Here is a 19,969-nt window from a genome sequence, read left to right as displayed (position 1 = left end):
GAAGGGTCAGGTTCCCTGGCTCACCGTGATGGTGGGGAACTTGCTCGTGAAATCGCGTGCCTTGAGCGCCACCTTCACGGCCAGGTCGCGCGCCACCTTCTTGTAGATCTGCGCGGCCTCGCTGTCGGGCTCGGCCACCACGGTGGGCTTGCCGCTGTCGGCCTGCAGTCGGATCTGCAGCGACAGGGGCAGTGCGCCCAGGTAGTCGATGCCGTACTCGGCCGCCATCTGCTTGCCGCCCTCGGCGCCGAAGATGTGCTCCACATGGCCGCAGTTGGTGCAGACGTGGGCCGCCATGTTCTCCACCAGGCCCAGGATGGGCACGCCCACCTTCTCGAACATCTTCACGCCCTTCTTGGCGTCGATCAGCGCGATGTCCTGGGGCGTGGTGACGACCACGGCGCCCGTCATGGGCACGCGCTGGGCCAGCGTCAGCTGGATGTCGCCGGTGCCGGGCGGCATGTCCACCAGCAGGTAGTCCAGATCCTTCCAGTTGGTCTGGCGCAGCATCTGCTCCAGCGCCTGCGTGGCCATGGGGCCGCGCCAGATCATGGCCTGGTCGTTGTTGACCAGGAAGCCGATGGACATGACCTGCACGCCGTGGCTTTCCATGGGCTCCATGGTCTTGCCGTCGGGGCTTTCGGGGCGGCCGGAGATGCCCATCATCATGGGCTGGCTGGGGCCGTAGATGTCGGCGTCCAGGATGCCCACGCGCGCGCCCTCGGCGGCCAGCGCCAGCGCCAGGTTGGCCGTGGTCGTGCTCTTGCCCACGCCGCCCTTGCCGGACGAGATGGCGATGATGTTCTTGACACCCGGCAGCAGCTGCACGCCGCGCTGCACCGCATGCGCGGCGACCTTGGACGTGATGTTGACCGAGACATTGCCCACGCCCTCGACGGTCTTGGCCGCCGCGACGAACTGGCCGCGCAGCGCCGGCACCAGGCTTTGCGCCGGATAGCCCATCTCCACGTCGAAGGCCACGTCGGCCCCCGTGACCTGCAGGTTGCGCAGGGCGCGGGTGCTCACATAGTCCTTGCCGGTGTGGGGGTCGAGCACGCTGGAGAGCGCGGCCAAGAGCGCTTGTTCTGTGACTGCCATTGCTTTGATTACTCCTAGAGCCGGATAGTCTATCCAAGGCACCATCCCCTCGCTCACGCGAGACAATGCGGGCCTTGCTGCCTTTGCGGCCCCTGTTCCCGCCTTTTTCCGCGAAAGATCCGCCCCGTGAAATTCAAGATGGCCCACAACTCCCTGTTCGCGATCCTGCTGCGCTCGCGCTGGTGGATCAGCATCGCGCTGGCCGCGCTGGTGACCCTGGTGTCCACGGCGCTGCTGCCCAAGGACATCGCGCCGTTCGCCGCCATCACCGCCCTGCCCTTCTTCGGCATAGGCTGCGTTGCCGCCTGGCGCCAGCTGCGCGCGCCCAGCCCCGCCAAGGTGGAGCAGGCCCTGGAGATCGCCGCCCAGCAAAGCTGGCGCGAGTTCGCCGATCGGCTCGATCGCGCCTGGCAGGCCGAGGGCTACACCGTGACCCGCCTGTCCGACAAGGATGGCGCCGACTTCGTGCTGGAACGCGAAGGCCGCACCACCGTGGCCAGCGCCAAGCGCTGGAAGGCCGGCGTGCACGGCATGGAGCCGCTGCGCGCCCTGCTGGCCGCAGGCCAGGCGCGCGATGCGGCCACGGTCTGCTACCTGTCGCTGCAGCCGCCGGCCGAGAATGCGGCCGCCTGGGCCAAGCAGCAGGGCATCGCCCTGATCTCCGGCAAGGACCTGGGCTCCCTGCTGGCCAAGGCCTGATCCCTTCGGGGTCATCCCCTGATCTGATGACGGCCGGCGCGCGGCACACTCCAGGCATGCCCGATGCCGCGCCCTCACCCGACTCCAGCCTCCCTCCCCCCAGCACCGGACTGCTGCTCAGCGGCGGCGGCGCCCGCGCCGCCTACCAGGCCGGCGTGCTGGAGGCCATTGCCGAGATACGCCGCGCCTGCGGCCAGCAGCATGGCCCCAATCCCTTCCCCATCCTGGTCGGCACCTCGGCCGGCGCCATCAACGCGGCGGCCCTGGCCTGCGGCAGCGACCATTTCGACCGGGCCGTGCGCCGCATGTCGCGCATCTGGCGCAACCTGCGGCCCGAGGACATCTACCTGTCCGACTCGCTGAGCGTGCTGCGCAGCGGCGCACGCTGGCTGACCCTGCTGTCCCTGGGCTGGGCCCTGGCGCGCTGGGGCCGCATGCGCCCGCGTTCGCTGCTGGACAACCAGCCGCTGGGCCGGCTGCTGTCGCGCGGCCTGGTTCCGCTGGAACGCCTGCCGCAATTGATCGCGGACGGCCACCTGCGCGCGCTGGCGGTGTCCGCCTCCAGCTACACCACCAGCGAGCACGTGACCTTCTGCCAGGCGCAGGACCAGCTCCAGCCCTGGGTGCGCAACCAGCGCAAGGCCGCAGCCGCCCAGATCACGCACGCGCACCTGCTGGCCTCCTCGGCCATCCCCTTCATCTTTCCGGCCACGCCGCTGCCGCTGGACGGCGCCACCGAATACTTCGGCGACGGCTCCATGCGCCAGACCGCGCCGCTGGCGCCCGCCATCCACCTGGGCGCCGAGCGCATCCTCGTCGTGGGCGCGGGCCGGCGCACCGAGCCGCCGGCCAGGCCGCCGCCAGAAGGCGCAAGCTACCCGTCGCTGGCCCACATCGCGGGCCACACGCTGTCGAGCATCTTCCTGGACGCCCTGTCCCTGGACGTGGAGCGCGCCGAGCGCATCAACCAGACCCTGGCCCTGATCCCGCCCGCCGACCGCGAACGCAGCCGGCTGCGCCCGCTGCAGTTGCTGGTCATCTCGCCGTCCGAGCGCATAGACGCCATCGCCGCGCGCCACGTGGGCCAGCTGCCCCTGCCCATGCGCACCCTGCTGGGCGCCCTGGGCGTGCGCCAGGACGCCAGTGACCCGCGCGGCGCCGCCCTGGCCAGCTACCTGCTGTTCGAGCGCAGCTTCACCCGCGAACTCATGGCCCTGGGCCGGCGCGACGCGCTGGCGCGGCGCAGCGACATAGAGCAGTTCCTGGGCTGGCAGCGACCGCTGGTCGCCAACTGACGGCCTGCAGCCAACAGGCCTAGCGCAGCGAAGGCCCGCAACAACTCCCTCGTATGTCGGCCTGCACGGAAAAGCCATCGCCGCCCCACAACCGCCCAGCCCTTCTAGAATGTCAGGTTCCCCCGAGAAAGCCGCCATCCATGACCGCACGCAAACTCTTCGTCACCACCGCCCTGCCGTACGCCAACGGCAACTTCCACATCGGCCACATCATGGAATACATCCAGGCCGACACCTGGGTGCGTGCGCAGCGAATGCAGGGCAACGCGGTCAACTTCGTGGGTGCCGATGACGCCCACGGCGCGCCCATCATGATTGCGGCCGAGAAGGCCGGCAAGACGCCCCAGCAGTTCGTGGCCGACATCGCCGCAGGCCGCAAGCAGTACCTGGACGGCTTCCACATCGCCTTCGACAACTGGCACAACACCGACGCGCCCGAGAACCACGTGCTGGCCCAGCAGATCTACAGGGACCTGAAGGCTGCCGGCTTCATCGAGACGCGCACCATCGAGCAGTTCTTCGACACCGAGAAGAACATGTTCCTGCCCGACCGCTTCATCAAGGGCGAATGCCCGCGCTGCCATGCCAAGGACCAGTACGGCGACAACTGCGAGGTCTGCAGCGCCGTCTACGCGCCCACCGACCTGATCAACCCCTACTCGGCGCTGTCCGGCGCCAAGCCCGTGCTCAAGAGCTCGGAGCATTTCTTCTTCAAGCTGTCGGACCCGCGCTGCGTGGAGTTCCTGACCGAGTGGACCCAGGACGGCCAGCATGTGCAGCCCGAGGTGGCCAACAAGATCAAGGAATGGTTCGGCGTGCGCACCAACCCGGACGGCACGACCAGCGAGGGCCTGGGCGACTGGGACATCTCGCGCGACGCGCCCTACTTCGGCATCGAGATCCCCGATGCGCCGGGCAAGTACTTCTACGTCTGGCTGGACGCGCCCGTGGGCTACCTGGCCTCGCTCAAGAACCTGCTGGACCGCCGTGGCGAGGACTACGAGGCCTACATGGCCGACCCCACGCTGGAGCAGTACCACTTCATCGGCAAGGACATCATCACCTTCCACACGCTGTTCTGGCCCGCCATGCTGAAGTTCAGCGGCCGCAAGACGCCCACCAAGATCTGCGTGCACGGCTTCATGACCGTGAACAACGGCGAGAAGATGAGCAAGAGCCGCGGCACCGGCCTGGACCCGCTCAAGTACCTGGGCCTGCAGATGAACCCCGAGTGGCTGCGCTACTACCTGGGCGCCAAGCTCAACGGCAAGAATGAAGACATCGACTTCAACCCCGATGACTTCATGGCCCGCGTCAATTCCGACCTGATCGGCAAGTACGTGAACATCGCCTCGCGCGCTGCCGGCTTCATCGCCAAGCGCTTCGACGGCAAGCTGGGCACGGTCAGCGAAGACGGCCAGGCCCTGCTGGCCCAGCTGCGCGGCCAGAGCGAGGCCGTTGTCCAGGCCTTCGAGAACCGCGACACGGCCCGCGCCGTGCGCGAAATCATGCAGCTGTGCGACCGCGTCAACGAATACGTGGATGCCAACAAGCCCTGGGAGCTGGCCAAGCAGGAAGGCATGGACGCCCGCCTGCAGGACGTGTGCACCACCTGCATCGAGGCCTTCCGCCTGCTGACCATCTACCTGAAGCCCATCCTGCCGGCCGTGGCCGAACAGGTGGAAGGCTTCCTGAACGTGGCGCCGCTGCAGTTCGCCGACGCACAGAACCTGCTGGGCGCCGGCCATGCCATCGGCCTGTACAAGCACCTGATGCAGCGCGTGGACGTCAAGCAGCTGGAGGCCCTGTTCGAGGCCCCCGAGCCCGTGGTCGAGAAGGTCCTGCCCGGCGGCGAGGAGATTGCCGAAACCATCAGCATCGACGACTTCGCCAAGGTGGACCTGCGCATCGCCAAGATCGTGGAATGCAAGCCCGTGGAAGGCTCGACCAAGCTGCTGCAGCTCACGCTGGACGTGGGCGAAGGCAAGACACGCAACGTGTTCTCCGGCATCTCCAGCATGTACCAGCCCGAGCAGCTGCAGGGCAAGCTCACCGTGATGGTGGCCAACCTGGCGCCGCGCAAGATGAAGTTCGGCATCTCCGAAGGCATGGTGCTGGCAGCCAGCCACGCCGATGAGAAGGCCAACCCCGGCATCTACGTGCTGGAGCCCTTCCCCGGTGCCACACCTGGCATGCGTATACATTGAAATGCCCCCTGAGTCGCTTCGCGCCTTCCCCCTGAAGGGGGACGACACCCTCGGTGCGGGGCGGCCCTTCCTCGGCGTCCCTGACTTAGGCTCTGCCGGTTTCAAAGATTGCGCACAGTGTGTTGGACGACAATCATGAAGTCTGCAAAGTCCCGCAAGCCCTCACGGTCCCCGGCCCTGGGGGCTTTTCTTTGCCTGTGCGCCGCGGCCCTGCTGTCCGGCTGCACCGTGGTGACCGTGACGGCCACGGCGGTCAGCGTCACGGCCTCTGCCGTGGGGCTGGCCGCGGATGCGGCCGTGGGCACGGTCAAGATCGTCGGCAAGGGAGTGGGCAAGGCCGTCGATGCGATGAGCGATGACGGGGCAGCCGCAGACAACAGCGGCATCACGGTCCGCTACCGCACGCCCGATGGGCAGCCTCTGACGCCCTGAGGCTACTGCCCGGCGTAGCGCCCGGGCCGGTGGCTCACGGCCAGGAACACGCCCATGATCACGGCCGCCAGCACCGACCAGGCCACGCGCTCGAAGGGCACGACCCACAGCGCCAGCAGCACCACGCAGCAGTCGATGGCCATCTGCACCTTGCCGGCGCGGATGCCGTAGCGGTCCTGCAGATAGAGCGAGGCAATGGTGGCGCCGCCCAGGCTGGAACGGTGGCGCGCCAGGAACAGCAGGCCCGAGCCCATGAGCAGGCCGCCCGCGATGGCGGCAAAGGCCGGGTGCAGGTAGTCGATGTGGATGAGGCGCGGCCCCATTTCGGTGATCAGCGACAGCGCGCCCACGCAGATGAAGGTCTTGACCGTGAAGGTGCGGCCCACGCGCGTCCAGGCAAACCAGTAGAACGGGATGTTGATCGCGAAGAAGACCAGGCCGAACGGCCAACCCGTGGCGTAGTGCAACACGAAGGCCAGGCCCGCCGTGCTTCCGGTCAAAAGCCCCGCCTGGGCGAACATCATCATGGCGATGCCCACGAACAGGGTTCCGGTGAAGAGGGCCTGGACATCCTCGAAGAGGCCATGGCGCAGCGAAGCGGTGGCCGGGACAGGCGCAGCAGGCGCGGCAGCGGGTAGGGAAGGCGTGGACATTGTCGGGGTGATGACAGATCTATCGTCGCAAAGGCCCCGGTTCGGGGCCTTCACCGTACCCATGGGGTGTCATAGGTACAAACCCGGATTCTAGAGATTGTTGCCCCGGCGCGCTGTGGCGTGCAGGGTACAGCGCATCGCAGGATGCTTGCAGGAACTTGCAAGGGCCTGCTGTCAGGCGCCGCCGTGCAGTTTCTCGCGGCCCGCGCTGCGCAGCACGCGTCCGTCGGGCCCGAAGGTCACGGTGAACTCCATGTCGCGCGTGGGGGGATCGATGTAGTTCCAGTCCCAGTCGGTTTCCTGCTTGAGCTGGTAGGGCGTGATCTTGGCGGGCTTGCCCAGCATGCGGCGCACCTGCTCCTCGTCCATGCCGGGGCGGATTTTCTCGAAGTTGTGCGGCGCCAGCACCTGGCGCAGCGCGCTCATGCGGCCATCGGTGCCGATGGTGATCATGTAGTTGCGGCTGCCGGCGGGCTGGCGGTTGTACTCGAAGGTGCGCGAGCCGTCGGGCTCGGTCCAGATGCGTTCGGGCTCGCCAAAGCGGGCGCGGACGTCGGCCTCGGTGGACAGGCCTTCTTCGAGTTCCTTGATGTTTTGGGGATCGCAGCCGGGCAGCGAGAGCATGCCCATCACGGCCACGGCAACCCCCAGAAGACGGGAGACTAGGTTCATCGGCGGTGTCCCGGTAAAATCACGCGATTCAAGAGGTTATCAGACTATGTCATTCTTTCGCCGCCCCGACTATCGCTCCGACGCCACCAACTTCATCAACGATCTGAAGAAGCAAAAGCCCGAGCTGCCCAGCCAGCAGCTGGCCGGCCGCTCGCTGCTGTGGGACAAGGACGTGAACCACGAAGTCTGGGAAGACCTGCGCGCCGGCCGCGTGGACCAGAAGCCCTACGTCTACCAGACGAACTCCTGATTGCCCATGCGATGAAAAATCAGCCTGTTCCCACCGTGCACCCTGCGCATGCGGCATTCGCCCAGGCAGCAAGGCATGGCCGAGGCTGAATCCGCGCTGGCGCCTGCGGGCGCCTCCGCCACATCCCCCCCTCCTGGCGACGGCACCCCGGTCGTGATCGACCAGGTGGCTTTGGCGCGCCTGTACGGCGAGCCGTTGTTCGCCCTGCCGCAGGATCTGTACATCCCGCCCGATGCGCTGGAGGTCTTCCTCGAAGCCTTCGAAGGGCCGCTGGACCTGTTGCTGTACCTGATCCGCAAGCAGAACTTCAACATCCTCGACATTCCCATGCTGGACGTGACGCGCCAGTACATGCGCTATGTCGACGAGATCCGCAGCCGCAACCTCGAACTGGCGGCCGAGTACCTGCTGATGGCGGCCATGCTCATCGAGATCAAGTCGCGCATGCTGCTGCCGCCCAAGAAGCAGGAAGGCGGCGAAGAGGCCGAGGACCCGCGCGCCGAGCTGGTGCGCCGGCTGCTCGAGTACGAGCAGATCAAGCTCGCTGCCCACCAGCTCGGCCAGGTGCCGCACTACGGACGCGACTTCCTCCGGGCCCAGATCCACATCGAGCAGAACCTGCAGCCGCGCTTTCCCGATGTGGACGTGGCCGAGCTGCAATCGGCCTGGCGCGACATTCTCAAGCGCGCCAAGCTCGTGCAAAGCCACAAGATCACGCGCGAGGAACTCTCGGTGCGCGAGTACATGAGCCAGGTGCTCAAGGCCCTGCAGGGCCGGCGCTTCGTCGAGTTCGAGACCCTGTTCCAGCCCGAGAAAGGCTCGACCGTGCTGGTCGTCACCTTCATCGCCCTGCTGGAGCTGGCCAAGGAAACGCTGATCGAGATCACCCAGGCCGAAGCCTTTGCGCCCATCTACGTGCGCCTGGCCTATACGCCCGTCTAGCGGGCACGGACACAGGCACGCGCACACCGACAGGCCGGCTCCACCGGCCTCCATGCACCATGACTTACAGCGTCAAAGAAATCTTCTACACCCTGCAGGGCGAGGGCGGCCAGGCCGGCACGCCGGCCATCTTCTGCCGCTTTGCAGGCTGCAACCTCTGGACCGGCCGCGAGCAAGACCGCGCCAGCGCCATCTGCCAGTTCTGCGACACCGACTTCGTGGGCACCGACGGCACGCTGGGCGGCAAGTTCGCCACGGCCGACGCCCTGGCCGAACGCATCCTGTCCCAATGGCCGGCCGGCGACAGCCAGCACCGCATGGTGGTGCTGACCGGGGGAGAGCCCCTGCTGCAGGTGGACGAGCCCCTGATCGCCGCCCTGCATGCGCGCGGCTTTCGCATTTCCGTGGAAAGCAACGGCACCGTGGCCGCGCCCGAGGGCATCGACTGGCTGTGCATCAGCCCCAAGGCTGGCGCCGACTGGGTGCAGCGCAGCGGCCAGGAGCTTAAGCTGGTCTGGCCGCAGCCCGGCTTCGATCTGCAGGCCATCGAGGCCGGCACCCGTTTCGACCGCTATTTCCTGCAGCCCATGGACAACGTCCTTCAGGCCGACAACACGGCCGCCTGCATAGCGCAATGCCTGCAGCGCCCGGCCTGGCGCCTGAGCCTGCAGACCCACAAGCTCACCGGCATCCGCTGATTTTTGCCATGCAGTTCACCGTACACCAGCGCTTTTTCTTCGATGCCGCCCACACGCTGGAGCGCGCCATCGAGACCGAGAGCAGCCGCCGCATCCACGGCCACACCTACTATGCCGAAGTCAGCGTCACCGGCCCGCGCAATCCGGACAACGGCATGGTGATCGACCTGGGCTACCTGCGCTCGCGCCTGAAGACCCTGGGCGACGCGCTGGACCACCGCTTTCTCGACGAAATCCCCGGCCTGGGCAAGCCCACGCTGGAAAACCTGTGCCTGTTCATTGCCGATTCCCTGGCCGACCTGCAGCCCGCCCCCAGCCGCATCCGCGTATGGCGCGACAGCATCGGCGATGGCTGCGTGCTCGACCTGAACTGAAGCCAGGCCCCTCAGCGGCGCCACTGCCGTTGAACAACTTCACGGCCTTCATGGGATTTCTCCTTCGCATATAGACTTGGTGGCTTTTTTTGCCAGCCAAGGCCCCATCAAGACCGCGCAAAGCGCCCCTCGAGAGACAAACATGTTCCGCACCCTGCTCAAATCCAAGATCCACCGCGTCAAGACCACGCAATGCGAGCTGCACTATGAAGGCTCCTGCGCCATCGACGAGGACCTGCTGGACGCCGCCAACATCGTCGAGAACGAGCAGGTGCACATCTGGAACATCGACAACGGCGAGCGCTTCGTCACCTATGCCATCAAGGGCCAGCGCGGCAGCGGCATGATCTCGGTCAACGGCTCGGCCGCGCGCCGCGCCGCCGTGGGCGACCTGCTGATCATTGCCTCCTTCGCCCAGGTGCATGAGACCGACGTGGCCACGCACCAGCCGCAGCTGGTCTTCGTGGACGATGCCAACCGCCAGGTCGAACTGCGCCACCACGTTCCCACGCAGCAGCTGTGAGCTGCGCTGCGGTGTGACAATCGCGCGATGACTCAATCGCTTGCCGCCCGCAGCCTTGCGGCTGTGTGGCACCCCTGCACCCAGATGAAGCGGCACGAGGCCGCGCCCCCCATCGCCATCGCGCGCGCCCAGGGGCCCTGGCTCCACGACACCGAAGGGCGCCGCTACCTGGATGGCGTCAGCTCCTGGTGGGTCAACCTCTTCGGCCACAGCCATCCGCACATCCAGGCCGCGCTCACCGACCAGCTCGCCAGGCTTGACCATGTGATGCTGGCCGGCTTCACGCACGCGCCCGTGGTGGAGCTGTCCGAACGGCTGGCCACGCTCACCGGCCTGGGCCATGCCTTCTACGGCAGCGACGGCGCATCGGCCACCGAGATCGCCCTCAAGATGAGCGCGCATTACTGGCGCAACCTGGGCCGCCCTGCCAAGAGCCGCTTTGCAGGCCTGGCCGGCGGCTACCACGGCGAAACCGTGGGCGCGCTGGCCGTGACCGATATTCCCATCTTCCGCGAAGCCTATGCCCCCCTGGTGCGCCTGGCCGACACCGTGCCCAGCCCCGATGCACGCGGCGCGCAAGGCGGCGAAAGCCCGGTCGATGTGGCACGGCGCGCCGCCGAAGGCCTGCGCCAGTGGCTGGAGCAGCACCACGAGACCACGGCCGCCCTCATCGTCGAGCCGCTGGTGCAGTGCGCGGCCGGCATGGCCATGCACGACCCCGAATACCTGCGCCTGGCGCGCGCCCTGTGCGACCGCTACGAGGTGCACCTGGTGGTGGACGAGATCGCCGTGGGCTTCGGCCGCACGGGCAGCATGTTCGCCCACCAGCAGGCCGGCATACGGCCGGACTTCATCTGCCTGTCCAAGGGCCTGACGGGCGGCACGCTGGCCCTGTCGGCCGTGCTGACCACCGAGACCGTCTACGCCGCCTTCTACGACGATTCCGTGGCGCGCGGCTTCCTGCACTCGCACTCGTACACCGGCAACCCGCTGGCCTGCCGCGCGGCCCTGGCCACGCTGGAGCTGTTCGAGCAGACCGATGCCATCAACGCCAACCTCGCGCTGGCGCAAAGGCTTGACGGCGCCTTCGCCCCTTTGAACCAGCACGCCCGCGTGCGCCACGCACGGCGCCAGGGAATGATCTGGGCCTGGGATGTGCAGACCTCCCTGCCCGATTTCTCGCGCCGCTACAGCGCAGCCGCACTGGAGCGCGGGCTGCTGCTGCGCCCTATCAGCAACACCCTCTACGCCATGCCGCCCTATTTGCTGGACGAAGAAGCCGTGCAGCACTTGGCGGCCAGCGCGCTGGCCGCCCTTGAAGACACCCTGGCCCAGGAGAACCATTCGTGAACGCCCACCGCACCATTGGCTGCTTTGTCACCGGCACCGACACGGGCGTGGGCAAGACCCTGGCCTCCTGCGGGCTGCTGCATGCGCTGGCCCGCCACCATGCCCGCGTGGTGGGCATGAAGGCCGTGGCCGCAGGCGCCGAGCCCGACGGCCACGGCGGCTGGGCCAACGAGGACACGCTGGCGTTGCGCGCCGCCTCCACCCTGGCCGTGCCGCCCGAACTCGACAACCCCGTGCTGCTGCCCGATCCCATGTCGCCGCACATCGCCGCGCAGCGCGCGGGCCGCTCCATAGAGATCGCACACATCGTGGACAGCTACCGGCGCCTGGCCGAACAGGCCGACGCCGTGGTGGTGGAAGGCGCGGGCGGCTTTCTCGTGCCGCTGTCCGACCAGCTCTCGGGCGCCGACCTGGCCTGCGCGCTGGACCTGCCCGTGGTCATGGTCGTGGGCCTGCGGCTGGGCTGCCTGAACCACGCCGCCCTCACGGCCGAGGCCATCCGCGCGCGCGGCCTGCGCCTGGCCGGCTGGATTGCCAGCCGCGTGGACCCCGCCATGCTGGTGCCCGAGGAAAACATGGCCTGGCTGCGCCAGCACCTTGGCCGGCAACTGCAGGCGCCGCTGCTGGCCGACATCCCCTTCCAGCAGCACCCCGACCCGCGCGCCACCACCTATACCCTGCCGGAGCAATGGCAATGAGCGGCTCCTGGCTGGACGACATCCCCGCGCGCATCGCCGAGCTCGACGCGGCCCACCTGCGCCGCCGCCGCCGCGCCACGGCGCCGCTGCAGGGCGCCGCCAGCGGCGCCCACATGGAGGTGGACGGCCACCCCATGCTGGCCTTTTGCAGCAACGACTACCTGGGCCTGGCCGGCCACCCCACCCTGGTGCGCGCCGCCTGCGCGGGCGCCCAGGCCTTTGGCGTGGGCTCGGGCGGCTCGCCCCTGGTCAGCGGCCACAGCACGGCCAACGCCGCGCTGGAGGAACAGCTGGCGCACTTCGTGCAACTGCCGCGCGCGCTCTACTTCTATGCGGGCTACGCCACCAATGCCGGCATCGTGCCGGCCCTGGTGGGCGCGGGCGATGCCCTGTTCTCCGATGCGCTCAACCACGCCTGCCTGATCGACGGCGCCCGCCTGTCGCGCGCCCAGGTCCACCGCTATGCCCATGCCGACCTGACCGATCTGGCCGCGCAACTGGCCGCCAGCACGGCCCGGCGCAAGCTGGTCATCAGCGATGCCGTGTTCAGCATGGACGGCAACGTGGCCGACATCCGCGGACTGCTGGCGCTGTGCGAGCAGCACGACGCGCTGCTGCTGCTCGACGACGCGCATGGCTTCGGCGTGCTGGGCCCACAAGGCCGGGGCAGCCTGGCCGAGGCGGGACTGACGGGCGCAAATGCCTCGCCCCGCGTGCTCTACATGGCCACGCTGGGCAAGGCCGCTGGCGTGGCCGGTGCCTTTGTCGCAGGCAGCGACATGCTGGTCGAGTGGCTGCTGCAAAAGACGCGCAGCTACATCTTCGCCACGGCCGCGCCGCCCATGCTGGCCAGCGCGCTGCAGGCCAGCGTGGCCCTGATCGAGGCCGAGGACGAGCGCCGCGAGGCCCTGGCCGAACGCATTGCCGAGCTGCGCGCCGGCCTCACGCCGCTGCTGGCGCGCACGGGCTGGCAGCTGCTGCCCTCGCGCACCGCCGTGCAGGCCCTGGTCATAGGCTCCAACGCCACGGCCCTGGCCGTGATGGAAGGCCTGCGCGAGCGCGGCCTGTGGGTGCCCGCCATCCGCCCGCCCACCGTGCCCGAAGGCACGGCGCGGCTGCGCATTGCGCTGTCGGCCTCCCACACGCGCATCGACGTGCAGCTGCTGCTGACGGCGCTGGACGAGGTCTCGCGCCTGGCCCCACCCCTCCCCTGAATCCCTCTTCACCACCGGAACGGAGACATCCATGCCCCATCTCTACGTCGAATACACCGACAACCTCGCCGGCCTGCCCGGCCAGCAACTGCTGACCGAACTCAACGCCTTCGTCTGCGGCCACCCCAGCATCCTGGACGAGGCCGACGTCAAGGCCCGCCTGCTGCCGGTCAGCCAGTTCGAGATCGGCTCGGCACCCGCCAACCGCGGCTTCGTCCACGTGCAGCTGCGCCTGCTGGCGGGCCGTACCGACACGGCCAAGAAGGAACTGTCCGAAGGCATTGCCGCGGTGCTGCGCCGCCTCACGCCCCAGCCGGCCGGCATGATGGTCCAGCTCAGCGTGGAAATCGCCGACATGGACAAGCCCAGCTACTACAAGGGTCGCCTGTAAGGCAGGCGCCGGGCCTTGTCCGCCGTGAGCACCCGCGCACGCTGCGCGCAATGCCTGCGCCCTGAGCGCACCTGCCTGTGCCCCCTGGTGCAGCCGGTGCCGCATGCGGTGCAGCTGCTGGTGCTCCAGCATCCCGAGGAAGAACTGCAGGCCAAGGGCACGGGCCGGCTGCTGCACCTGTGCCTGCCCGCCAGCCGCCTGGCGGTGGGCGAGGCCTTCGAGCCAGCGCAGTTGCAGGCACTGCTGCACGCGCCCTGGCAGGCCGGCGACGCCCCGCGGCAGGCCGTACTGCTCTATCCGGAAACGCCGCACGGCGATCAGTTGGGCCTGGCCAGGCAAGCGCCCTGGCCGCAGCCCGCGCCATGCCCCGAGGACCTGTGCCTGGTGGTGCTGGACGCCACCTGGCGCAAGAGCCGCAAGATGCTCTACCTCAACCCCGGCCTGCAGGCCCTGCCGCGCCTGGCACTGCAGGGCGACCTTCCCGCCTCGCGCTACGGCGCCCTGCGCAAGGCCCATGCGCCGGGCCAGCTGTCCACACTGGAGGCAGCGGCCTGCGCGCTGCAACGGCTGGCGCCTGCCGGCCCGTCGCTGCAGCCGCTGCGCGATGCTTTCGAGGGGCTGCTGTCCCTGCATGCCCTGCACAGGCCCGAATGAAAAAACGCCTCGGGGAGCGAGGCGTTTTTCATGGCGGCCGGCCCTGCTTCAGTTTTCCGGCGTGATCCTGGCGAACTTGACCAATTCGGCGTACTTGCCCATGTCGGTACGGATGATCTGGGACAGGTTTTCGTCGCCCGTGGGGGCAATGATGCCCGCCCCTTCCAGGCGCGCGCGCATCGCCGGATCGGCCAGGCCCGCCTTCAAGGCCTTCTGCAGGCTGGCCACCACATCGGCAGGCAGGTCCTTGGGTCCCGCCAGCCCGAACCAGCCGCTCAGCGCGTAGCCCTTGAGCGCCGCGTTCTCGCCCAGTGCGGGCACGTCCTTCATCATGGCGATGCGGTGGGCCGTGGTCACGCCCAGGGCCTTGATCTTGCCGCTCTGGATGAACGGAGCCGCCACCGAGGGAGAGACGATGGCGAAATCCAGGTTGCCGCCCGCCAGGTCGCTGGTCATCGCGGCCGATCCCTTGTAGGGCACATGGACGATGTCCACCCCGGCAATCTTCTTGATCAGCTCGCCCGAGAAATGCGGCGTGGACCCGATGCCCGGGCTGCCGTAGCTGTACTTGCCGGGATGGGCCTTGGCCAGGGCGATGAACTCGTCGATGGTCTTGGCCGGCATCTTGGTGCCGGCCACCCACAGGTTGGGCAGCACGCCGGTCAGCGCGATGCCGGTCAGGTCCGTGGCCGGGTCGTACTTCTGCGCGGCGTTGACGAACTTCGTGCCCGCCAATTCGTTGCTGGAGCCTGCGAGCAGGGTATAGCCGTCGGCCTTGGCACCGACCACGCGCTGCGCGGCCACCACGCCGGCGGCACCGGGCACGTTGTCGACCACGACGGTCGCATTGAGGTGCTTGGCCAGGATGTCCCCCACCACGCGCCCCACCAGGTCGACCGAGCCGCCTGCCGCGTAGCCGACGACGACGCGAATGGGCTTGTTGGGATAGGTGGTCTGGGCGCACAGCGGGCCCGCCGCCAGGACAGCCGCGGCGCTGATCAGCGCGCGGCGGGAAATACGGAATTCATGCATGGATCGATCTCAGGGGAGACAGGTATCAGCCAACAATCAAAATGATATTGCTCAACAATATTCACCGATTGTCTGACATTGCCTTGTGGAATCCATCCCTGAAAACCATGAGTTCCGCCCGTGGGCCTAGCCTGCTATTCAGCGCAGAACCGCCGGCAGCCAGCCGCGCAGGCTGTTGACGAAGGCCCAGCCCTGCACGCGCGGCAGATCGTCCAGCCGCACCGGGTGCTCCACCACGCGGCCCTCGTCCAGCGCCACCGCGCGGCCCACGCCGGGCAGCAGGCCGCTGGACAGCGGCGGGGTCACCCAGCGGCCCGCCAGCAGCACGGCGATGTTGCCGCGCGTGCCCTCGGTGATCTCGCCGTCCTCGTTGTGGAGCACGGTGTCGAACACCGAGGCGTCGGTGGGCTGCAGGCTGTCGTAGTGCGCGCGGCGCGAGGTCTTGAAGCGCACCCAGTCGCCATGCGCCACCGCATTGGCGATGGGCCGGCCGGCCAGCGCCAGCCGAACAGGCGTGGCGGAAGGCGGCAGCGGCGCCGCCTGGGTCTGTATCCGCCCCGTGGCATCCAGCGCCAGGCGCACGCGCCAGTGGCCGCTGGCGTGCGCCTGGCGCAGCTGCTGCAATGCCTGCTCCAGCACGGCATCCGTGCAGGGACGGCCGAAATGCCGCGCCGCGTCCTGCATGCGCGTCACATGGCGCTGCAGGTGGATGAAACCGCCATCCCGCAGGGCCAGGGTTTCCAGAATGTCGAAATCGAAGTCCGTATCCGCCATGGCTGCACGCCCTTTCACACCTTGTCCAGAAAAGCCCTCTTGTGGCGCCATTCCTGCCATTCGGCAGGCGCCTCGGCGCCCGAGGTGATGCCGCTGCCGATACCGCAGCGCAGTTCCGTGCCACGCGCCACCACCGTGCGTATGGGCACATTGAAGGTGGCGTGCACGCGCCCCGCGGCGATGCCGGGCCGCACCACGCCCACGGCGCCGCAGTACACGCCGCGCGGACCCGATTCCAGTTCGTGGATGAGCCGCATGGCCTGGCGCTTGGGCGCACCCGTGATGGAGCCGCAGGGAAACAGTGCCGCAAACACGTCCGCCAAGCCCGTGCCGGGCCGCGTGCGCGCCTGCACGTCGGACGTCATCTGCCACACGGTGGGCAGGGGTTCGGCATGGAACAGGCGCGGCACCTGGACGCTGAAAGGCTCGGCAATGCGCGAGACATCGTTGCGCAGCAGGTCCACGATCATCACGTTCTCGGCCCGCTCCTTGGGCGAGGACCGCATGGCCTGGACATTCGCCTCGTCCTGTGCAGGCGTGGCGCCACGGGGCGCCGTGCCCTTCATGGGGCGCGTGAGGATGCGCTCGCCATCCCAGTCGAAGAACAGCTCGGGCGAGACGGACAGCACCTGCTCGTCGCCGCTGTCCATGCAGGCCACGTAGCCGCCGGGCTGGGCACGGCGCAGCGCGGCGAACAGCGATGGAATGTCGCCCAGCAGCCGGCCCATGAACTGGGCCGTGTAATTGATCTGATAGCAGTCACCGGCCGCAATCGCCTCGTGGATGCGCGCAATGGCGGCATCGAAATCCGCGCGCTCCAGGCCGGGCTGCCATTGCACCTGAGATTGCACCTGAGATTGCACCTGAGGGCCGGTATCGACTGCGTCCGCGTCTTCAGGCCAGGGCCGGGGGCCGTCGAAGACGGCAAACCAGGCCAGCGGCTCGCCTGGCGGCGTGGCATGCAAGGCGCCCGCGTAGGCCGCGTCAAAGGCCGCCGCCGCCTCGTAGCGCACCCAGCCCAGGCACCACAGACCGGCCTGGGCGGCCTGCTCCACGGCGTCAAGCACACCGCGCACCTGCTCGGGCGCATGGGCGGCCAGGCTGCGCAGCGGCGGCCCGAAGCCATGGCGCAGCCGGGCGGCCGAACCGTCATGGGGGTTGGGAAAATCGATCAGAAACTTCACAAAACGGCCGTCAACGCATGCTGTACTTGCATCAGCAGCTTCGCTATCGATAGCAGCCACTGACACGGGGCCGCCCAGTGTAGAGCGAGGGAAACAAAAAAGCGCCCCGAAGGGCGCCAAACCAAGCATCCCGAAAGGACGCTTTCCACCAACAGGCCCGGCACCATGCCGGACCCATATCCATTCACATCACTTCTGCGTGACGGTGTGCTGGCCTTCCAGGCGGGCCACGGCCTCACGGTAGGCGGGGCCGCTGCGCAGTTGCTGGTAGCGGGCCAGGCCGCGCTGGTATTCGGCCGAGTTGTAGCTGATGTCGCGGTCAGCCGAAGGCGAGGGCAGGTAGGTCATGCCCGCCTGGTGCCACATTTCGAGGTCGGCCAGCACTTCGGCGCGGCTCAGGCCTGCGGTGGCGGAGGACGATGGGGAAACGGCTTCTTGGGCCATTGCAGTGCCGGCGAGGCCCAGGGTCAGGGCGGCCAGTGCAGCGGAGAGGGTACGCATGTCAGATCCTTTCAAAAGGCCGCTCGGCATTCATTTCCTCACGGCATGGACGTACTATGCGGCGCTGCAGCATTCTTCGTCTGTGCGTTTTCTCACGTGTTTTCGCATCCGGCCCGGGCGGCCCGCTGCCTTTTCACCCGTGCTCCCCTCGACAGAGGGCGAATTCACGCGTTCCTGAAACAGTGTTTTTCGCGGCTTGAAACAGCCGCGGCAGGCAAAGGCTCAGCGCGCTTCCTCGAGCAGCACGCGCAGGCCTTCGACATGGCAGATGCGCAGGTTGCGGCCTTCGCGCCGCAGCAGGCCCAGGCGCACCAGGCGCGACATCTCGCGCGCCACTTCCTCGCGGCTGGAGCCCAGCATCAGGGCCAGGTCGGTCTGCCGGGGTGCGGGCGCCAGCAGGGCCTGCCCCTGGTCGATGCCCGCGCGCTCGGCACGTTCCAGCAACTGGGTATGCAGGCGGCTGCGCACCGACAGCGTTCCCAGATCCACCATGCGGCGCGCCAGCGCCACGGCCAGGTCGCTGAGCCGGCCGATGAAGGCGCGCAGGACCTGGGGCTCGTTCATGAGCAGGGCTTCCACATCCTCATGGGCCAGCGAGGCAATCAGGCTGGGCACTCCCGCCTCCACCACCAGGGGCATGGCCGTGCAACCCACCTGCTGCTGCGGCAGGCCGCCGAAGAACACGCCCTGGGCAATCTCGCCCAGCGTGAGCCCGCGCCCGTTGGGGGCATAGCTGCTGACGCGCAAGCCGCCCTGCACGAGCATGTAGAGACGCTGATCGGTGTACGCGCCCTCCAGCGTCTGGTGCAGCGCCAGATGCTGCCAGCGGCACTGCGCCGCCAGTTCGGCCAGGCGCTCGTCGGTCAGGCTTTGCAGCACATGGACCTGGCGCAGGCCCTGCCAGGCCACGGCGGGAAGAAGCGGAGATGTCTGTAAGGAACCGGACATGGTGCAACACCGTTGAAGCGCATCCGCAGGGCCTGTGCGGGCCCTGTCGTCCGTCGCGGGAAGTACAGCATAGCGGGATCGCATAGACTCGTCGCGCGCCGGGAATCGCACTGTCCGGCTCCCCGGATGGCCGCACCGCGCAGCACAGAAAAAAGGGAGGGCTTCATGGAATCGAGCATCGAATCGGCACGACCACCCGCGCGCCCGCAGGCCACCGTGGCGGCCTGGGCGCAATCCGTGGAACAGGCGATCGCCAGCCAGCAATGGCATGGCGCGTGGCGTGCACTCATAGACGCCGCCCTGCCGGCCGAAACCGCCGTGCAGCAGAGCCTGCTGACTGCGCTGGATGCCTGGGATGGCCTTGCGGCCGATTCCGGTGCAGAGCCACGCCGCGCGCTGGTGCAGCAGGCCTTCGATGCCCTGCATGCCGCCCATGCCCCGGGCCAGGCGCTGCAGGCCGACTCCGCACCTCCCCGCGCGCACCGTGTACAGGGACGGCAACTGGTCAAGCGCTACCGGCGCGGCGGCTTTGCGCTGGGGCCGGTGGATGTGGCCGTGGAGCCGGGCACCATCCTGGGACTGGTGGGCGAGAACGGCAACGGCAAGACCACCTTGCTGCGCCTGCTGGCCGCCGATCTGGCGCCCGACGCAGGGCAGCTGGACTGGGGCGTTCCCGCCACCGATGCCTACCTGCTGCGCACCCAGCTCGCCTATATCCCCCAGCGCCCGGCCGTCTGGGGCGGGCGCCTGATGGACCATCTGCAATTCGCCGCGCGCAGCCATGGCGCCGTGGGCCCACGCAACATCTGCCTGGTACAGCTGGTCATCGCGCAGCTGGGGCTGCGCGCCTTCCGGGGCCACCAGTGGAAACAGCTGTCCTCGGGCTACAAGATGCGCTTCGAGCTGGCGCGCGCCCTGCTGTGCCGGCCGCGCGTGCTGCTGCTGGACGAGCCCCTGGCCAATCTGGACATCAACGCCCAGCAGACCCTGCTGACCGATCTGCAGTCGCTGGTGCGCTCGCCCTGGCAACCCATGGCCCTGGTGCTGAGTTCACAGCAGCTGTACGAGGTGGAAAAGGTGGCCGATCAGGTGCTGTTCCTGGAGCAAGGCCAGCCGCGCAGCGTTCAGCAGAGCTTTGCCGCCATGGAAGGCTGCGCCATCGAGTTCGAGACCGGCTGGGCCATGGCGCAACTGAAACCCTGGCTGGACCGGCTGCCATCCCATACGCACCAGCTCAGTGGCCAGACCCACATAGTGAGCTTTCACGTGCCGTTCACGGCAGCGCAGTTCCTGGCGCAGGCCGTGCAGGCACAGATGCCCGTGCGCTATTTCCGCGACATCACCGCATCCACCCGCCGCCTGTTCGTGAGGGACTGAGCC

Annotated in this window: 23 protein-coding genes; 15 read left to right on the top strand and 8 right to left on the bottom strand. The window is 68.2% G+C overall.

The features are described 5' to 3' along the window. Window positions 1-6: 6 nt before the first annotated feature. Complete coding sequence (apbC, locus tag BO996_RS08810) at window positions 7-1,098, bottom strand: iron-sulfur cluster carrier protein ApbC (RefSeq protein ID WP_012203771.1); 1,092 nt, start codon at window positions 1,096-1,098, stop codon at window positions 7-9. A 138-nt stretch (window positions 1,099-1,236) separates the two neighbouring features. On the opposite strand from apbC, the gene BO996_RS08805 reads away from it, so the two are divergent. The 4 genes from BO996_RS08805 to BO996_RS08790 all read left to right on the top strand — a co-directional run bounded on the left by BO996_RS08805 (window position 1,237) and on the right by BO996_RS08790 (window position 5,731). Further along, window positions 1,237-1,797, top strand: a complete 561-nt coding sequence (locus tag BO996_RS08805; protein WP_034398227.1) for a restriction endonuclease — start codon at window positions 1,237-1,239, stop codon at window positions 1,795-1,797. Between the two features lie 56 nt (window positions 1,798-1,853). Next, window positions 1,854-3,092, top strand: a complete 1,239-nt coding sequence (locus tag BO996_RS08800) for a patatin-like phospholipase family protein (protein WP_013803901.1) — start codon at window positions 1,854-1,856, stop codon at window positions 3,090-3,092. 140 nt (window positions 3,093-3,232) lie between these two features. Continuing rightward, complete coding sequence (gene metG / locus BO996_RS08795; RefSeq protein ID WP_071954515.1) at window positions 3,233-5,299, top strand: methionine--tRNA ligase; 2,067 nt, start codon at window positions 3,233-3,235, stop codon at window positions 5,297-5,299. A gap of 135 nt (window positions 5,300-5,434) precedes the next feature. Further along, window positions 5,435-5,731 (top strand): hypothetical protein, encoded by a 297-nt coding sequence (locus BO996_RS08790; protein WP_071954514.1) that lies wholly within the window; start codon window positions 5,435-5,437, stop codon window positions 5,729-5,731. A gap of 2 nt (window positions 5,732-5,733) precedes the next feature. On the opposite strand, the gene BO996_RS08785 is transcribed toward BO996_RS08790, so the two are convergent. Both BO996_RS08785 and bamE read right to left on the bottom strand, forming a co-directional pair. Next, a complete protein-coding gene (locus BO996_RS08785) occupies window positions 5,734-6,384 on the bottom strand; it encodes a YitT family protein (RefSeq protein WP_063327090.1) in 651 nt (216 codons plus the stop codon). A gap of 174 nt (window positions 6,385-6,558) precedes the next feature. Then, window positions 6,559-7,056, bottom strand: coding sequence for an outer membrane protein assembly factor BamE domain-containing protein (bamE, locus tag BO996_RS08780; RefSeq protein WP_012203765.1), 498 nt, complete (start codon window positions 7,054-7,056; stop codon window positions 6,559-6,561). 46 nt (window positions 7,057-7,102) lie between these two features. On the opposite strand from bamE, the gene BO996_RS08775 reads away from it, so the two are divergent. The 10 genes from BO996_RS08775 (at window position 7,103) to BO996_RS08730 (ending at window position 14,150) form a co-directional block, all read left to right on the top strand. Beyond that, window positions 7,103-7,306 carry a DUF3460 family protein gene (locus BO996_RS08775; protein ID WP_012203764.1) on the top strand — a complete coding sequence of 68 codons (204 nt, stop codon included), beginning with the start codon at window positions 7,103-7,105 and terminating at the stop codon, window positions 7,304-7,306. Window positions 7,307-7,381: 75 nt separating this feature from the next. After that, window positions 7,382-8,248, top strand: a complete 867-nt coding sequence (locus BO996_RS08770; RefSeq protein ID WP_013803906.1) for a segregation and condensation protein A — start codon at window positions 7,382-7,384, stop codon at window positions 8,246-8,248. Between the two features lie 59 nt (window positions 8,249-8,307). Then, the gene (gene queE, locus BO996_RS08765; protein ID WP_034390787.1) at window positions 8,308-8,946 is read left to right on the top strand and encodes a 7-carboxy-7-deazaguanine synthase; all 639 of its coding nucleotides are present in this window, start codon (window positions 8,308-8,310) and stop codon (window positions 8,944-8,946) included. A gap of 8 nt (window positions 8,947-8,954) precedes the next feature. Further along, entirely contained in the window at window positions 8,955-9,320 is a 366-nt protein-coding gene (locus tag BO996_RS08760) for a 6-pyruvoyl trahydropterin synthase family protein (protein ID WP_012203761.1), read from the top strand. A gap of 142 nt (window positions 9,321-9,462) precedes the next feature. Next, window positions 9,463-9,843: an aspartate 1-decarboxylase gene (panD, locus tag BO996_RS08755; RefSeq protein WP_012203760.1), complete on the top strand. Its 381-nt coding sequence runs from the start codon at window positions 9,463-9,465 to the stop codon at window positions 9,841-9,843. A gap of 27 nt (window positions 9,844-9,870) precedes the next feature. Further along, window positions 9,871-11,193, top strand: coding sequence for an adenosylmethionine--8-amino-7-oxononanoate transaminase (bioA, locus tag BO996_RS08750; RefSeq protein ID WP_065346165.1), 1,323 nt, complete (start codon window positions 9,871-9,873; stop codon window positions 11,191-11,193). Continuing rightward, entirely contained in the window at window positions 11,190-11,891 is a 702-nt protein-coding gene (gene bioD / locus BO996_RS08745) for a dethiobiotin synthase (RefSeq protein WP_071954513.1), read from the top strand. Before bioA ends, bioD begins: the two co-directional genes overlap by 4 nt. Further along, window positions 11,888-13,105: an 8-amino-7-oxononanoate synthase gene (gene bioF, locus BO996_RS08740; protein ID WP_071954512.1), complete on the top strand. Its 1,218-nt coding sequence runs from the start codon at window positions 11,888-11,890 to the stop codon at window positions 13,103-13,105. The genes bioD and bioF overlap by 4 nt, the downstream gene beginning before the upstream one ends. A gap of 31 nt (window positions 13,106-13,136) precedes the next feature. After that, the gene (locus tag BO996_RS08735) at window positions 13,137-13,496 is read left to right on the top strand and encodes a 5-carboxymethyl-2-hydroxymuconate Delta-isomerase (RefSeq protein WP_012203756.1); all 360 of its coding nucleotides are present in this window, start codon (window positions 13,137-13,139) and stop codon (window positions 13,494-13,496) included. Window positions 13,497-13,511: 15 nt separating this feature from the next. Further along, window positions 13,512-14,150 (top strand): tRNA-uridine aminocarboxypropyltransferase, encoded by a 639-nt coding sequence (locus tag BO996_RS08730; RefSeq protein WP_071954511.1) that lies wholly within the window; start codon window positions 13,512-13,514, stop codon window positions 14,148-14,150. Window positions 14,151-14,198: 48 nt separating this feature from the next. On the opposite strand, the gene BO996_RS08725 is transcribed toward BO996_RS08730, so the two are convergent. The 5 genes from BO996_RS08725 to BO996_RS08705 form a co-directional block, all read right to left on the bottom strand. After that, window positions 14,199-15,182 carry a Bug family tripartite tricarboxylate transporter substrate binding protein gene (locus BO996_RS08725; RefSeq protein WP_071954510.1) on the bottom strand — a complete coding sequence of 328 codons (984 nt, stop codon included), beginning with the start codon at window positions 15,180-15,182 and terminating at the stop codon, window positions 14,199-14,201. 138 nt (window positions 15,183-15,320) lie between these two features. After that, window positions 15,321-15,956 carry an aminotransferase class IV gene (locus BO996_RS08720; RefSeq protein ID WP_013803914.1) on the bottom strand — a complete coding sequence of 212 codons (636 nt, stop codon included), beginning with the start codon at window positions 15,954-15,956 and terminating at the stop codon, window positions 15,321-15,323. A 14-nt stretch (window positions 15,957-15,970) separates the two neighbouring features. Further along, window positions 15,971-17,140: an aminodeoxychorismate synthase component I gene (pabB, locus tag BO996_RS08715; RefSeq protein ID WP_071954509.1), complete on the bottom strand. Its 1,170-nt coding sequence runs from the start codon at window positions 17,138-17,140 to the stop codon at window positions 15,971-15,973. 189 nt (window positions 17,141-17,329) lie between these two features. After that, entirely contained in the window at window positions 17,330-17,641 is a 312-nt protein-coding gene (locus BO996_RS08710; RefSeq protein ID WP_013803916.1) for a DUF4148 domain-containing protein, read from the bottom strand. Between the two features lie 222 nt (window positions 17,642-17,863). After that, window positions 17,864-18,589: a Crp/Fnr family transcriptional regulator gene (locus tag BO996_RS08705; RefSeq protein ID WP_043781030.1), complete on the bottom strand. Its 726-nt coding sequence runs from the start codon at window positions 18,587-18,589 to the stop codon at window positions 17,864-17,866. A gap of 165 nt (window positions 18,590-18,754) precedes the next feature. Between BO996_RS08705 and BO996_RS08700 the strand changes: the two genes are divergently transcribed. Then, window positions 18,755-19,966 (top strand): ATP-binding cassette domain-containing protein, encoded by a 1,212-nt coding sequence (locus BO996_RS08700; protein WP_071954508.1) that lies wholly within the window; start codon window positions 18,755-18,757, stop codon window positions 19,964-19,966. The last annotated feature ends 3 nt before the right edge of the window (window positions 19,967-19,969 follow it).

Origin of the sequence: Delftia sp. HK171, from assembly GCF_001886655.1 — a bacterium.
Taxonomy (GTDB): Bacteria; Pseudomonadota; Gammaproteobacteria; order Burkholderiales; family Burkholderiaceae_C; genus Comamonas; species Comamonas acidovorans.
Note: the sequence above shows the minus strand (reverse complement) of the source record. Positions and strands in the feature narration are given on the sequence as shown.